This window comes from Celeribacter halophilus (assembly GCF_900114135.1).
Lineage (GTDB): Bacteria > Pseudomonadota > Alphaproteobacteria > Rhodobacterales > Rhodobacteraceae > Celeribacter > Celeribacter halophilus.
The window spans coordinates 1-14,031 of record NZ_FORY01000011.1 but is presented as its reverse complement, the minus strand read 5'-3'; the positions used below and the strand labels follow the sequence as shown (position 1 = coordinate 14,031).

Genomic DNA, 14,031 nt, shown 5'->3' with positions numbered 1-14,031 from the left:
TCGTTACTCCGCTGGTGTTTCAGAAAAGGGGCCCTTGCCGTCATCGGCGCGCAGACGTTGCGTATGACGCTCTGTCCACGAGTCGGTTTCAGCGACATCCATGTAGGGACCTTTTTTGATGTATTTGAGCATCAGACCCATCTCGACGATGAAGAGCACCGTGTAGAAGATCATGAAGCCCGCCAGAGTGATCAAGAGATCCGCGATCGACAGTTGCGAGACCGACAAAGCGGTCGGTAGCACACCGTCAACCGTCCACGGCTGACGCCCGAACTCGGACACGAACCATCCAAGCTCCGCCGCGATCCATGGTGCAGGAATGATGATCACGGCAAGGCGCAAGGCCCAGCGCGGGTAGTTCATCCCTTTGAACGCCGTGCGGAAGAAGAAATAGAGCATCACAGCGATAAAGCTAAAGCCCAGCCCCACCATCAAACGGAACGACCAGAACAACGGGCCTACGCTTGGCACGGTGTCATTGGCGGCCTCTGTGATTTGTGCGTCAGTGGCCAGACGCGGATCATCAACGTAGCGTTTCAAAAGCATCGCGAAACCGAGATCGCCCGAATGTTCCTCGAACGTGGCGCGCACCTCGGCGGGCGTTGCATCGCGTTGCTCGCGGATGGTCATCAAGGCGTCATAGGCCACAATGCCGGAGCGGATTTTCTCGCCCGCTTCTGCCACAAGTTGGTCCACACCCGGAATTTCATCCGTAAGCGACCGTGTCCCGATCAACCCCATCACATAAGGAATGTGAATGGCATAATGGGTTTCACGCGCCTCTGTGTCCGGAATACCGACCAGCGTGAAGGAGGCCGGAGCATCCTGTGTTTCCCACATGCCTTCGATGGCCGCGAGTTTCATTTTCTGGGTATGGGTCGCAGAATAGCCGCTTTCATCGCCCAGAATAACCACGGAGAAGGCCGACGCCAGTCCGAAGGCCGCTGCAATCGCGATCGAGCGACGGGCAAGCTCCGTGTGCCGCCCTTTGAGCAGATACCACGCGGACACGCCCAACACGAACACAGAAGCCGTCACATATCCGGCCGAAACCGTGTGCACGAATTTGGCTTGTGCCACTTCGTTAAAGACCACTTCGAAGAAGTTGGTCATCTCCATCCGCATTGTATCAGGGTTGAACTCGGACCCGATCGGGTTTTGCATCCAACCGTTTGCGATCAAAATCCAAAGCGCAGAGAAATTGGAGCCAATGGCCACAAGCCAGGCTACAATAAGGTGCGCGGTTTTCGACAGTTTGTCCCAACCAAAGAAGAACAACCCCACAAAGGTTGCTTCCAAGAAAAAGGCCATAAGCCCTTCAATTGCCAGAGGCGCGCCGAAAATGTCGCCGACATAATGGGAATAATAAGACCAGTTCATTCCGAACTGGAATTCCATCGTGATCCCTGTCGCCACGCCGAGAACAAAGTTGATCCCGAAAAGCGTGCCCCAGAATTTTGTCATTTGCCGCCAGATTGGCCGACCGGTCATGACATAGACCGTCTCCATGATCGCCACGATGATCGAAAGACCAAGTGTGAGCGGCACGAAGAGGAAGTGGTACATGGCTGTCATCGCGAATTGCAGGCGCGACAGCTCAACTAGTCCGAACTCCATGTTCCCTTGCTCCTATTGCGCGAGGTAAAGATGTCTCGCAGATGCATGTTTGTGGCATCTCCATAATATGCCACGGCATGAGCGGCTTTGACCCATGTCAACAAATTCAATATTCGAAATATACATTAAACGGACCGCGACATGGCGGCGCGGTGCGGCCCTTTGCGGGCAATCTCCGCATCACATCGGCGTGAAATTCACGGTTTGTGCAGGAAATTCAGGCCCCGAGCGTCACAATCCGGTCGGCTGCGCCCTGCTCTTCGGCCCGATGCGCCGCCATCAGGACGGCTGAGTCGGGTAGCATTCGCCGCAGACCGGCCAAAACCTGATCCGCAGTCGCCGTGTCCAGCCCTTCGGTCGGCTCGTCCAGAAGCAGCACAGAAGGTTTGCGCAGAACCGCCCGCGCCAGAACCAGGCGCCGCGCCTCCCCGCCTGACAGCCCCGCGCCACGCGGCCCGAGCTGCGCTTCAAGCCCGCCTTTAGCCTCTACCACAGCCCGCAGGGCCACCGCATCCAGTGCGGCCCAAAGCTCTGCGTCACTGGTTTCTGGTGCGGCCAGTCGCAGGTTGTCGGCCAGACTGTCCTGAACCAGAGCCGCCCTTTGCCCCACCAAGGTCGTGGCCCCATCTGAAAAATCCGCCACATCCAGATCATCGAGACACACACGCCCCTCTGCGGGCACAAGCGCCCCTGCGGCCAGCAAAAGCACGGTGCTTTTCCCCACGCCCGACGGGCCTTTGAGCGCAACCCACTCGCCGGGCTCCACGGACAAGGTGAAATCCTTGAGCACGGGGGCCGCCGTACCGCGTCCGAATGTCACAGCGTCAAAGCGCAAACTGACCGGCCCGCTCGGCGCAACACGGCGCTCCGGCTGCTCCGGCACATCTGTCAGTTCGGTCACGCGACGCGCGGCTCCGATCATCCGGCCCATTTCGGCCACGGAACGGCGCAAGGGCGCAACGGTCTCCATGAGCGCCAAAGCCGCGAAGAACCCGATGGCGGCGCGGGCTGGCGTGATCTCGCCAGCCTCGGCCAAACCACCACCGATCCAGAGCGCGGCACCGGCTGCCAGAGCCGAGATGACCATCAGCCCCGCCCCAGCCTGACGTTCGATAAGATCGGTCGTTGTCGCCGCCGCCTGACGCCGTGTTTCCGCCACCTGACAGGCCGCGACCTGATCCGGCAATTGCCCGTAAACCGTGAGGTCTCCGCGGCTGGTGACAAGGTCGATGAAACGCGAACGGAAGGCCTGCGCCGCACTTTCTGCCCGACGCGAGGGCTGGCGGGCCTGCCGGATGCCCCAAAGCACCACGGCCAGACCGCCACAGGTGAAAGTTGCAAAGATGACCACCGCCACGCGCCAGTCCACGAGCCATGACAACACGACCAACGCCAGAAGCTGTGTCATCCCGCCTGCAATCAGCGGCAGGAAGAGGCGCAAGGGCACCCCGTCCAGCGCATCCACATCGGCCACAATCCGGTTCAACGCCTGCGCCCCGCGCAGCCGGATCAGCCGGTCATGCGAGCGGGTCGACAAGGCGGCCAACAACGTCACCCGCAGCTTGGCCAAGGCGCGCAGCGTGGCGTCATGGGTCAGGATACGTTCGCCATAGCGCGTCGCCGTGCGCCCGATCGCCAGAAACCGCACCATCGCGGAGGGGCGGAACACGTCGAACACGGCCCCTGTGCCGATCAGTCCGGCGGCAGAGGCAGCGACGATGAACCAGCCCGACAGGCCGAGAAGCGAGACGCCCATGATCAGGACAAGAATCGACAGGGCCAGACCGCGCAAAAGCGCCTTGCGCTCGCCCTGCACCATCAGACGGAAGATATGCCAGAGCTTACGCATGGTCGGCCTCCTGCCCTTGGGGGCCTGTCACAGAACGTTCCGGCGCGACCTCGATCACCTGATCCATCTTGGCAATCAGCCGCGCGTCATGGGTTGCCACGATCAGCGTCGCACCGCGCTCCGCCAGCGCCAGAAGCGCCTCCGTGACCCGATCTGCGGTCTCACGGTCGAGATCGGCGGTCGGCTCGTCGGCCAGCACAACATCCGGTTTTGCCGCCAACGCCCGCGCCAGCATGACACGCCGCGCCTCTCCGCCGGACAGACCGCCACCGGTTTCACCCAGAACGGTCAAATCCCCTTTGGGCAGCGCGTCGAGCACCAGTTTGAGCGCCGCCTCGTCGATCAGATCCGCACTCACAGGTGCACCGAAAGCAATATTGTGACGCAAGGAGCGGCCCATGAACATCGGCGCTTGCGGCATCCAGCCGAGCCGCGCCCGCCATGCATCGGCGATGTCCTCGCCCAACACCTGCCCAGCAACCTGCACGTTGCCGGAGGCCGGACGCTCCAGCCCCGCAATCAGACGCAACAACGTAGTTTTGCCGGAACCGGACGGTCCGGACAGCGCCACCCGCGCCCCTGCGGGGATGTGGGCCTCCGGATAGGCGATGGAGCGACTGCCACGCTGGACTGTGAGGCCTTGCAGATGAATATCCGCAGAACCGGACAAAGGTGCGACCTTCTCACCCGTGCCCATGAGAGCTTCGGCCTCATGCGCTTTCCATGTCGCCAATTCACCGGCAACGGCCAGCCCCGCGGCCTTGTCATGCCATGCGGTCGACAGATCGCGCAGCGGTTGGAAATAGTCAGGGGCCAAGAGCAACAGGAAAATCCCGCCCCAAGGCGTGATCCCGCCGCCATAAGCGCCCCAGGACAACTCGCCCAAAAGCGAGAACCCGACCCAGACCGCAACCATTGCCACGCCCAGCGCAGCGAAGAGTTCCAGCACGGTCGAGGACAGAAAGGCGATGCGCAGCACGGCCATCGTGCGCGCGCGCAGGTCGTCTGCCGCCTGTTCGAATTGCCCGATAAGACGCGGGGCCGCGCCCAAGAGCCGGATGTCGGCCAAAGCCGCAAGACGGTCCACCAGAAGATCGCCCAAGGAGCCGATTTCCTTCATCTGGCGCTCGGAGGCCTCTTGGGCCGCATAGCCCACCAGCGCCATGAACACCGGAATGAGCGGCGCGGCGATCAGGAAGACCACCCCCACCGCCCAGCTTTGCCAGAAAGCCAGTGCGAGGATCGCGAAGGGCACGGTCATCACGCGGGTCTGCGCGGGCGCATAGCGGGTGATATAGGGCAACAAGGCGTCGAGCTTTTCCCCCGCCAGCGCCGCCAGCGCACCGGGACCACCCAGAGGCGACACGCCATGCGTGCGTGCCTCGCGGGTCAAAATCTCCTGCCGCGTCTGCGTGACAATGGCCTGACCGGCGCGAAACAACAAACCTTCGGCGAGATAGTTCAGCACGAGGCGCACAGCGGCAAAGGCCAGAAAGGCCACGGCACCGGTGGCAACTCCGACGCCCCCTTCGCCTGTCAGCAAGCGGGAGAATACACCGGCGACAAACGCCGCCTGCGGCAACCACAACAGAGCGGAGAGCGCCGTCAGATAGGAGGCGGTCTTGATCGCACGTTGCTGACCGGACAGAAGTGTTTTGAGCATCTGCCGCTCCGGTTTGACCGGCCGGCTTTTCTTGTGTCGTGTCATGCGCCTGTGATCCGAGCGTGCGTTATAAATTATGCGAGTGCCCTTTGCTGGCACGTTGCGCCGCGAAGTGCAATCGCAACGGCGGCTTTCTCCCCCGACTGCGGCGGGGTGCCTCACCTGTCGGCTGCCTCGGACAAACAGCATTTTGTCATAAAAGTTTCATCCGGTTTTCTTCGATTTGATTTGGTTTTCTTATATGGTTCCTTTATTCACGAATTATCGAATTATTAAAGTGAGACGGCCATGACCTTCGACACGAACACCGCCCCGCACGCCTTTGCCGCTCTCGGCCATGCCGGTCGTCTTTCCGTCTTTCGCCTGTTGATGCGGTTCGCGCCGCGCCCCGCGCGGCCGACCGAAATCGCGGATGCTCTCGACATGAAGCCCAACACCCTGTCGGGCTATCTCGCCGACCTGGCGCAAGCGGGGCTGATCGACGCCACGCGCGAGGGTAGATCGCTATTCTATCGCATCAACATGGAAAACTGTGACGCGTTGGTCAGCTATCTGGTCATGGACTGCTGCCGCGGACGCCCGGAAACCTGCCTGAGCGCTCTGCCGGACGCGACAACGCGCCCCTATCGGGTGCTGTTCCTCTGCTCCGGCAATTCCGCCCGCTCGATCATGGCAGAAGCCCTCCTGCGCGATCTCGGCAAAGGCCGGTTCGATGTCTTCTCGGCTGGCACACAGCCCAGTGGCGCGGTCAATGAACAGACCCTCGCCCTTCTGGAACGCAACGGCCACAGCACCGAAGGCCTGCATTCCAAAGACATCTCGATCTATCAAGCCGACGACACGCCGGACTTCGACTTCGTCTTCACCGTCTGCGACGCGGCGGCGAGCGAGGAATGCGCCCCATGGGTCGGGCAACCTTTAAGCGCACATTGGGGCCTGCCAGATCCGGTCAAGGCCGAAGGCACCGAAGCCGAACGCGCGCTGACCTTTGCCAAAGCCTATGACGCGCTGCGCCGCCGCATCGAGGTCTTTACCGCCCTGCCCCTCGACAAGCTGGATCGCATGTCGCTTCAGGCGAAAATCGACGATCTTTCTGAAATATAAAACGTTTCCCGAAAGACCTGCACCACGGGCTTTCGGGAAGCTCCGCACAAGACACTGATGTCGTGGACCGTCTGCAATCCACCTGTGTCTCAAGTGAACTGCAAAAGGGTTTAAGGAACGAACATGCCCAAAATCGCATTGAATGGCCTTGGCCGTATGGGAAAACTCGCGCTGCGTGATCTGTTTGATCGTGGTCTTGGCGAGGACATTGTGCTCATCAACGATCTGGCCGGAGACGCGGAGCAACATGCGCTCCTGCTCGAATTTGACTCCGTGCATGGTCGCTGGTCGGCGGACATCCGCGCCGAGGCGGACAGTCTCACCGTCAACGGCACCAAGATGCGCCTCACGCGTCAGGCTCGCATCGAAGACCTGCCGTTGGCCGAGATGGGGGTCGATCTGGTGATTGACTGCACGGGCGTGTTCAAAACCGCCGCGAAAATCGCGCCCTATTACGAGGCCGGCGTCAAAAAAGTCGTGGTATCCGCCCCCGTGAAAGACGGCGGCGCGCTGAACTTGGTCTATGGCGTAAACAGCGATCTTTATGACCCGCAGGTGCATGACCTGGTCACAGCCGCCTCCTGCACCACCAACTGCCTCGCGCCGGTGGTCAAGGTGATCCACGAAAACCTCGGCATTAAACATGGCTCGATCACCACGATCCATGACGTGACCAACACACAAACCATCGTGGACCGCCCCGCCAAAGACATGCGCCGCGCACGTTCCGCGCTGACCAACCTGATCCCGACCACCACCGGATCGGCCACGGCGATCACGCTGATCTACCCCGAACTCACAGGCAAGCTGAACGGCCATGCGGTGCGTGTGCCTCTGCTCAATGCCTCGCTGACCGATTGCGTGTTCGAAGTGAACCGCGAGACCACCGCCGAGGAGGTCAACGCCTTGTTCAAAGCGGCCTCCGAAGGCGACCTCAAGGGCATTCTTGGCTATGAGACCCGCCCGCTTGTGTCCTGCGACTATATCAACGATCCGCGCAGCTCCATTGTGGATGCGGGATCGACCATGGTGGTGAATGGCACACAGGTGAAAATCTACGCATGGTATGACAATGAATGGGGCTATGCCTGCCGTCTGGCCGACGTGGCGCGGATGGTTGCGGGGGCGATGTGATGGCATCCGGTATGGACAGCCCCGCAAGCACGCCGAACAGCGCGCCGGAGGGCAACCCTCTGCGCGCCTATATGGCCGTGACGGCGGCCTATTGGGCCTTCATGCTCTCGGACGGTGCATTGCGTATGCTGGTCCTGCTACATTTCAACGGCTTGGGCTTCACCCCCATCCAGCTGGCCTATCTGTTCCTCTTCTACGAGATCGCGGGCATCGTGACCAACCTCTCCGCCGGCTGGCTGGCCGCGCGTTTCGGCTTGACCTCAACGCTTTACGCGGGGCTGCTCATCCAGATTGGCGCTTTGGCCGCGCTTGCGGGGCTTGATCCCGCGTGGTCAGTCCCGGCCTCCGTCATCTATGTCATGGCCGTGCAAGGGGCTTCCGGCGTGGCGAAGGATCTGGCAAAAATGTCGTCCAAATCGGCAGTCAAGATCCTTGCCCCGAAAGGCGACGGCAGCCTGTTCAAATGGGTCGCAGTGCTGACCGGATCGAAAAACGCGGTCAAGGGCTTCGGCTTTTTCCTCGGCGCGGCCCTGCTGGCCGTGGCAGGGTTCAAAACGGCGGTTTGGGGCATGGCTGCGGTCCTGATCGTCATCCTTGTGGCTGTTGCGGTGTTCATGGCCAAAGGGCTTCCCACCGGCAAAAAAGGCACCAAGATTTCCGCGATCTGGTCCAAGGACCGCCGGATCAACCAGTTGTCGCTCGCCCGCATGTTCCTCTTTGGCGCGCGTGATGTCTGGTTCGTGGTCGGCATCCCGATCTATTTCAAGGCGATCTTCTCCGACGGCACGCCTGAAGGCGCACAGCGTGCATTCTTCATCGTCGGGGCCTTCATGGCCGCGTGGATCATCGGCTACGGCTTTGTCCAAGGCATCGCGCCGCGCTTTCTCAAAGGGGCGGCCGGAGATGATGCCGCGGGCACGGCTATGGCTGTGAAATGGGTGGGGCTTTTGACCCCCATCCCCTTTGCTCTGGCCGCACTGGCCCTGATCGCGGGGGCACCAACACTGTGGCTGACCCTCTCGCTGGTCGCGGGGCTGTTGCTCTTCGGCTTTGTCTTTGCCGTGAACTCCTCGGTCCATTCCTATCTCATTCTGGCCTTTTCCGGCGATGAGCGGGTGACGATGGATGTGGGCTTTTACTACATGGCCAATGCCGCCGGTCGGCTATTGGGCACATTGCTGTCGGGCCTGTCCTACCAGATCGGCGGATTGCCCCTCTGTCTGGCCACCGCAGGCGTGCTCTCCGGCCTGAGCTTTATCGCAGCGCGGCGGATCGGGCGCTGAGAAACTTTGCAGCCCTTCGCCGTGGTGCGGAGGTTTGCAGAGTTTTTCCGCAGATTTGCAAAGCAAAGCCGCCGCAAACCCAAAAGGGCTTTACCATCGAGCGAAGATAGTCCTATCACTCCATCCCAAAGAAACGGCCCATATGAACGTGCCCTTTGGAGGACTCCTCATGACCACACGCGACATCACACTGATCGCCCTGTTTGCCGCCCTCACCGCCGTGATGGCAATCTTCCCACCGGTGACGCTGCCGCTTCTACCTGTGCCGATCACCGCGCAGTCCTTGGGCGTGATGCTCGCAGGCGGCGTTCTCGGAGCAAAACGCGGTGGGCTTGCCATTCTGCTGCTGCTCGTTCTGGTCGCTATGGGCCTGCCACTTCTCTCCGGCGGGCGCGGCGGGCTGTCCGTCTTCTTCGGCCCGACGTCGGGCTTCCTTCTGGGGTGGCTGGTGGCCGCTTTCGCGATCGGCTGGATGACCGAGAAATTCTGGGACGGGCTGTCCTTTGTCTCGGCCACATTGATCTGCGTCACGGGCGGTATCGTTGTCATGTATGCCATCGGCATCCCCGGCATCTCCCTCGTGGCCGGTGTCCCGCTCTCCAAAGCCTTCATGGGGTCCGTGGCCTTCATCCCCGGCGACATTGTGAAAGCCCTGATCTCCGCTGCGGTGATGGTGACGGTGAAGAAATCCTACCCGATCATCGGCCAGACACACGGGGCCGCCTGATCCATGGGAATGCGCTTTGACAGGGTCTGCGTGACCAAAGCTGCGCGGGAGATCCTGTCCGAGATCACTTTGGAACTGACCGAGCATCGCATCGGCGTGATCGGCAACAACGGGTCGGGCAAAAGCACCTTTCTACGCCTGTTCAACGGGTTGGAAACGCCCTCTTCGGGCACGGTGCGGTTTGGCGACACCACGGACGATCTGCGCCGCCATGTCGGGTTCATGTTCCAGAACCCCGACAACCAGATCGTATACCCGATGGTCGAAGAAGACCTCGCCTTCGGTCTCAAGTCCCGCAAACTGCCAAAGGCGGAGGTGACGGAGCGTATCGAGCGCGTGCTCCATGATCTCTCGCTCACCCATTTGCGCGACCGCCTGACGCATCAGCTTTCCGGCGGCGAGAAACAGATGGTTGCCCTCGCGGGGGTTCTGGTGACAAAGCCCGATCTGATCTGCTTTGACGAGCCGACCACGCTTCTGGACCTGCGCAACAAGATGCAATTCATGCGCACCCTTGCCACCCTGCCCCAGCCCGCTGTGGTGGTCTCCCATGACCTTGACCTGCTCGCTGGGTTCGACCGCATCCTGCATATTGCAGACGGGCGCATCCATGCCGACGGACGCCCCGAAGAGGTGATCCCCGCCTATCGCGCCCTGTGCGAGATGTAAGCGGATGCTGACGGATCTCTATATCTCCGGCGACAGCCCGCTGCATCGTGCCCGCCCCGCGTGGAAACTGGTGCTGCTCTTTCTCTTTTGCACGCTCCTGTTCGTCGTCACGCACCCCGTGATGCTCGCCATCGGTCTTGTAACGATCGCGCTTGGCTACGCGGTCGCAGGCCTCGGCCCGCGCGCCGCCTATACGGCCATCCGTCCGGCCTTCTTTGTTCTGGCGATCATTTTCGCGGCCCAGCTTTGGCTCGAAACACTCTGGCTGGCGATCTACGTCACGCTGCGCCTTTTCGCCCTGCTTATGGCTGCCGCATTGGTGACCTACACCACACGGGCCAGCGAGTTTACCGAAGGCCTTCTCGCGCTCCTCTCCCGCGCTCCCTCTTGGGTGCCCAAGGCAAAAATCGCGCTGGCCATCTCGCTTGTCTGGCGGTTCATCCCGATGATCCGCGCCCAGTTCGACGAGGTGCGCGAGGCCCAACGCGCCCGAGGTCTGGACCGCAACATGCTGGCGCTTGTGGTGCCTTTGGTGGTCCGCACCCTCAAGACCGCCGATGAGGTGGCCGAGGCCATCACCGCACGCTCACTGGATTAGGCATCTCAAGACCCGAGACGCGCGCCCACGCCCTCACTCATCGAGTAAATGCTCGTACCGTGCATCCGTCAGCGTTTTCATGAACGCCACCAGCGCATCAATGTCTCGATCCTCAAAGGCCGGTCCTGTTTCCAGCTCTTCCAGCGACAGGTTCTCCGCCACTTCCGGCGGGCCGAAGGGCTCTCCCGTCTCCGGATTGATCATCCGCGCTTCGGATTTCGTGTTGTAGGTGTTGTAAAACAGGACAACCGTGCGCAGGTCCTGGAAAATACCGTTGTGCATATAAGGCGCGGTCACGGCGACATTTCTGAGCGTCGGCACCTTGAACTTGCCCTCAAGCCCTGCGGTCTCTGACACCATGTCATTATGCGCCAGTCCGAGATCGGGCACCCCCGGTCCCACGCCGTTCATCTCGCGCAGATCGACATTCTCCGGCACGCCGATGTTGTGATATTCGTAATTGGAGAAGGTCTCACCTTCCGACCCCGCCTGAGGTTTCAACTGGTGGCAGAGGTTACAGTTGGTGAACTGCTGCGAGAAAAACAGCGTCTCACCCAAAAGCTCCTGACGCGTCAACACCACCTCTCCGCGCAGATAACGGTCGTATTTGCTATCAAACGGCGAGAACAGATCGGTCTCTTCGAAAGCCGCAATCGCTTTGGTCATCGCGGCATAGGCCTCATTCGGATCGGAAAAGACACGCTCCCCGAACAGGTCCTTGAACGCCACGACATAGGCCGGATTCTCCTCCAGCCGCGCCACGACAGAGGCGGCATCGGGCATGCCCATTTCAATCGGGTTCACAGGTGGCCCGCCCGCCTGATCCGCAAGGGTCGCCGCCCGCCCGTCAAGGAACTGACCCCCGACATAGGTGCCATCCTCGCGCTTTTGAAAGATCGGAGCGAAATGGGCATAGCTCGCAGTCGGCGCATTGCGATCACCCAAAGACACCCCGTCATCTCCCGGCGAGGCCATGCCACGCGGATCGGCGAATCCATAGTCCGGATCGTGACAGGTGGCACATGACTGCGTGCGATTCTGCGACAGGTTCACATCAAAGAACAACGCCTCTCCGAGGTCTTCAAGCGTGGCGAGGTCCTCCGCCCAGAGCGCCGGAGCCGAGAGCAGCGCAAGGCAGGCAAAAGCGGAAACATGCAATTTGGAAGTCATGGACGGTTGGCTTTCGATAGAACGGAACGGATGGCCCGTCTTTACTTGAGCTTTTCACTCGGAAATTTGATCCGTGTCAAGACGGCTCCAAAAACCGTGATCGGCAGATTTCGTCATATCCCATTCCCCGATTGGCAGGAAGGCCACTTGACGCCCCAAACTCCATCGCCTAAATACGGGTCCACTGCGCGGGCGTTGTGTAGTGGTAAGACCTTAGCCTTCCAAGCTAATGACGCGGGTTCGATTCCCGCCGCCCGCTCCAATCCTCCCCCTTCCCAAAACATGCTAAGTGACCGCATATGTCGCGGGGGCGTAATCCTGTGACAACATGTCCCGTGGCTGTGCGCAGTTGTAGCGCGAAAAAAACTCTGACATGAAAACGAAAGAAATTTGTCAGCGTTTTTCCCTCAGTAAAAAGGGTGAAACTCTGTAGGCTCAACGGATCATCCCCTGACCTCCCAGATGTGCGGACAGGTCAGGGGATATGGTTTTGTGGAAATGCCATTGCACAACCTACACAGGCGGAATTCCGTATTTATCACCCAAATACTGTTCGACCTTCGCCAAGAGCGTCGGGTTAAGGTAGAGGGCTTCTGAGAACACCAAAACCTCCGCAATATCTCCACCGTCGAGTGTGCCGTTATAGTCCACGTTGAAAGTGCCCGCGAGACCACGAGCACCTACGGTCAAATTAGCATCCGTTGGGGTGGCCGTAATAGTCCCCGGGGTAGAAGACTCATCTGCCACGCCACGGTCAATGCGCATATTGTTTTGTTGCAACTCAGCACTATAGCTGAAGATAATGATGCTGGGGCCAGCGGAGTAGGATTTGCCTATGGAACCAGCGACCCCAGACAGTCCCTCCGTGGTGCCGTTAATTTCACGACTGGACAACTGGTTAATAACGGAACCACCACCAGTTTTTCCGTCACCAATCAGATATGCGTTATCATCTTCGCCTGAGCGACCAATGATGACAAAAGTCCGACTGCTTAGAGGCAGTGCGTTCGCGGCTGTCATGCCCCCATTGGTTGATCCTGACCCAAACACGAGTGCCGGTTTATTATTGTAAGCCGACAATTCTGTTTTTGTGGGCAGATAAGGGGTGCGAAGCGGTGTTAGTTGAAGACCGGACTTTATGCAGGTCCACCCTTCTGCCGGATTGAAGTCATTCTCAGCACGAAACCAACGAACGAGCGAGGACGTGTTGAAGATCGAGATTTCATTGTCACTGGGAACAATAGACGGAAGCCCCTCAGAAGCAGGGTTATTTCCGGTCAGTCGTTTCAAAATAGTCGCCATTTTACTTACCTTTCACAGTAGGTCGGAGAGTGTTGTTCTGAGTGCTTGAAGGATAAACTTGGACTGAAGGTAGTGCCCAAGTTCGTTCAGATGGACAGTGCCGCTGGATGCTCGAAATGAAGGAGGGCAATAGTCACCAGCGACAGCATCTTCATCATCCTGCGTAGAGGTGAATGATGGGTTATACTCAAGAGCGTCCACGAGAGCCTGCTCACTCGCCAAGTAGGCACGGACATTCAGGAAGCGAATGCCCATTTCAGATGCAAGATAATCATTAACCACATCAATGATTTCGTCTCTTCGATTGGTTCCCGGACGCTCATGAAACCCGCGATCTAGCATAGACCAGAATACGGACTTCGGGCACACCATAGAAATGGACTTTAACCAGCCAATAATTTCATCGACTGACCGCTCGCCAGCCTCGATTAGAGGCTCGTCATTTACACCCGCATTCACAAGGTAAAGAGATTTCTTTCTGCTGGAGAGACCATTTGTGCTGAAAATATCTACATACCCATCGTAGCTTATTTCCGAACCCTCACCCAACCGTGTAAATCTTGGGCTTCCGTCCGAGTTGAGCTACTCCCCATTTGTTGGACAGGATCTGGCGTAAATTAAGCTACTCTCTGCTCCTGCTGATCGGGTTGTGTTCTGTCATTTCTCAGCCAATAGACCACGGCTGGCGGCCTGCCGCCAAGGGCTGAGTGTGGGCGTTGGTTGTTGTAAAAGGTCATCCATTTCCGGATGCCTGCCTTCGCTTCTGATCCGGTCTCCCAAGCATGCAGGTAGACACACTCGTATTTCAGGGTTCGCCAGAGCCTCTCAATGAAGATATTGTCCAGGTAGCGGCCCTTCCCATCCATTGAGATACGCACGCCGGATCGGCGGAGCCGGTCGGTCCAGGCGAAGGAC

General features: G+C 59.6%; 13 protein-coding genes and 1 tRNA gene. 7 read left to right on the top strand and 7 right to left on the bottom strand.

The annotated features are described in order from the left end of the window. Positions 1–3: 3 nt before the first annotated feature. From BM152_RS12100 to cydD, 3 genes are all read right to left on the bottom strand, one after another. Positions 4–1,617, bottom strand: a complete 1,614-nt coding sequence (locus BM152_RS12100) for a cytochrome ubiquinol oxidase subunit I (RefSeq protein ID WP_066604994.1) — start codon at positions 1,615–1,617, stop codon at positions 4–6. 217 nt (positions 1,618–1,834) lie between these two features. Continuing rightward, positions 1,835–3,466, bottom strand: a complete 1,632-nt coding sequence (gene cydC / locus BM152_RS12095; RefSeq protein WP_066604997.1) for a thiol reductant ABC exporter subunit CydC — start codon at positions 3,464–3,466, stop codon at positions 1,835–1,837. Beyond that, a complete protein-coding gene (gene cydD, locus BM152_RS12090; RefSeq protein ID WP_231730539.1) occupies positions 3,459–5,129 on the bottom strand; it encodes a thiol reductant ABC exporter subunit CydD in 1,671 nt (556 codons plus the stop codon). The genes cydC and cydD overlap by 8 nt, the downstream gene beginning before the upstream one ends. A 288-nt stretch (positions 5,130–5,417) precedes the next feature. On the opposite strand from cydD, the gene BM152_RS12085 reads away from it, so the two are divergent. The 6 genes from BM152_RS12085 (at position 5,418) to BM152_RS12060 (ending at position 10,644) form a co-directional block, all read left to right on the top strand. After that, entirely contained in the window at positions 5,418–6,233 is an 816-nt protein-coding gene (locus BM152_RS12085; protein ID WP_066605002.1) for an arsenate reductase/protein-tyrosine-phosphatase family protein, read from the top strand. A gap of 123 nt (positions 6,234–6,356) precedes the next feature. Then, a complete protein-coding gene (locus BM152_RS12080) occupies positions 6,357–7,367 on the top strand; it encodes an ArsJ-associated glyceraldehyde-3-phosphate dehydrogenase (RefSeq protein ID WP_066605004.1) in 1,011 nt (336 codons plus the stop codon). Beyond that, positions 7,367–8,650, top strand: coding sequence for an organoarsenical effux MFS transporter ArsJ (arsJ, locus tag BM152_RS12075; RefSeq protein WP_066605007.1), 1,284 nt, complete (start codon positions 7,367–7,369; stop codon positions 8,648–8,650). Before BM152_RS12080 ends, arsJ begins: the two co-directional genes overlap by 1 nt. A gap of 169 nt (positions 8,651–8,819) precedes the next feature. Next, the gene (locus BM152_RS12070; RefSeq protein WP_066605009.1) at positions 8,820–9,377 is read left to right on the top strand and encodes a biotin transporter BioY; all 558 of its coding nucleotides are present in this window, start codon (positions 8,820–8,822) and stop codon (positions 9,375–9,377) included. 3 nt (positions 9,378–9,380) lie between these two features. Next, complete coding sequence (locus BM152_RS12065) at positions 9,381–10,046, top strand: energy-coupling factor ABC transporter ATP-binding protein (RefSeq protein ID WP_066605011.1); 666 nt, start codon at positions 9,381–9,383, stop codon at positions 10,044–10,046. Between the two features lie 4 nt (positions 10,047–10,050). Further along, entirely contained in the window at positions 10,051–10,644 is a 594-nt protein-coding gene (locus BM152_RS12060; RefSeq protein WP_066605014.1) for an energy-coupling factor transporter transmembrane component T family protein, read from the top strand. A gap of 33 nt (positions 10,645–10,677) precedes the next feature. On the opposite strand, the gene BM152_RS12055 is transcribed toward BM152_RS12060, so the two are convergent. After that, positions 10,678–11,814 (bottom strand): cytochrome-c peroxidase, encoded by a 1,137-nt coding sequence (locus BM152_RS12055; protein WP_066605017.1) that lies wholly within the window; start codon positions 11,812–11,814, stop codon positions 10,678–10,680. Positions 11,815–12,002: 188 nt separating this feature from the next. On the opposite strand from BM152_RS12055, the gene BM152_RS12050 reads away from it, so the two are divergent. Further along, positions 12,003–12,076, top strand: a tRNA-Gly gene (locus BM152_RS12050). Positions 12,077–12,327: 251 nt separating this feature from the next. On the opposite strand, the gene BM152_RS18990 is transcribed toward BM152_RS12050, so the two are convergent. The 3 genes from BM152_RS18990 to BM152_RS12035 form a co-directional block, all read right to left on the bottom strand. After that, positions 12,328–13,116: a hypothetical protein gene (locus BM152_RS18990; RefSeq protein WP_139222500.1), complete on the bottom strand. Its 789-nt coding sequence runs from the start codon at positions 13,114–13,116 to the stop codon at positions 12,328–12,330. 12 nt (positions 13,117–13,128) lie between these two features. Then, positions 13,129–13,665, bottom strand: a complete 537-nt coding sequence (locus tag BM152_RS12040; RefSeq protein WP_066605022.1) for a hypothetical protein — start codon at positions 13,663–13,665, stop codon at positions 13,129–13,131. A gap of 68 nt (positions 13,666–13,733) precedes the next feature. Beyond that, positions 13,734–14,031: integrase core domain-containing protein (locus BM152_RS12035; RefSeq protein WP_139222499.1), on the bottom strand; the 298-nt coding region annotated here is incomplete at its 5' end.

Excerpts from the sequence above, each read along its gene's own strand:
- BM152_RS12070 (WP_066605009.1), top strand. The coding sequence starts at position 8,820 with ATGACCACACGCGACATCACACTGATCGCCCTGTTTGCCGCCCTCACC.
- BM152_RS12060 (WP_066605014.1), top strand. The coding sequence starts at position 10,051 with ATGCTGACGGATCTCTATATCTCCGGCGACAGCCCGCTGCATCGTGCC.
- BM152_RS12055 (WP_066605017.1), bottom strand. The coding sequence starts at position 11,814 with ATGACTTCCAAATTGCATGTTTCCGCTTTTGCCTGCCTTGCGCTGCTC.
- BM152_RS12085 (WP_066605002.1), top strand. The coding sequence starts at position 5,418 with ATGACCTTCGACACGAACACCGCCCCGCACGCCTTTGCCGCTCTCGGC.
- BM152_RS12100 (WP_066604994.1), bottom strand. The coding sequence starts at position 1,617 with ATGGAGTTCGGACTAGTTGAGCTGTCGCGCCTGCAATTCGCGATGACA.
- arsJ (WP_066605007.1), top strand. The coding sequence starts at position 7,367 with ATGGCATCCGGTATGGACAGCCCCGCAAGCACGCCGAACAGCGCGCCG.
- BM152_RS12065 (WP_066605011.1), top strand. The coding sequence starts at position 9,381 with ATGGGAATGCGCTTTGACAGGGTCTGCGTGACCAAAGCTGCGCGGGAG.
- cydC (WP_066604997.1), bottom strand. The coding sequence starts at position 3,466 with ATGCGTAAGCTCTGGCATATCTTCCGTCTGATGGTGCAGGGCGAGCGC.
- BM152_RS18990 (WP_139222500.1), bottom strand. The coding sequence starts at position 13,116 with ATGGCGACTATTTTGAAACGACTGACCGGAAATAACCCTGCTTCTGAG.
- cydD (WP_231730539.1), bottom strand. The coding sequence starts at position 5,129 with ATGCTCAAAACACTTCTGTCCGGTCAGCAACGTGCGATCAAGACCGCC.
- BM152_RS12080 (WP_066605004.1), top strand. The coding sequence starts at position 6,357 with ATGCCCAAAATCGCATTGAATGGCCTTGGCCGTATGGGAAAACTCGCG.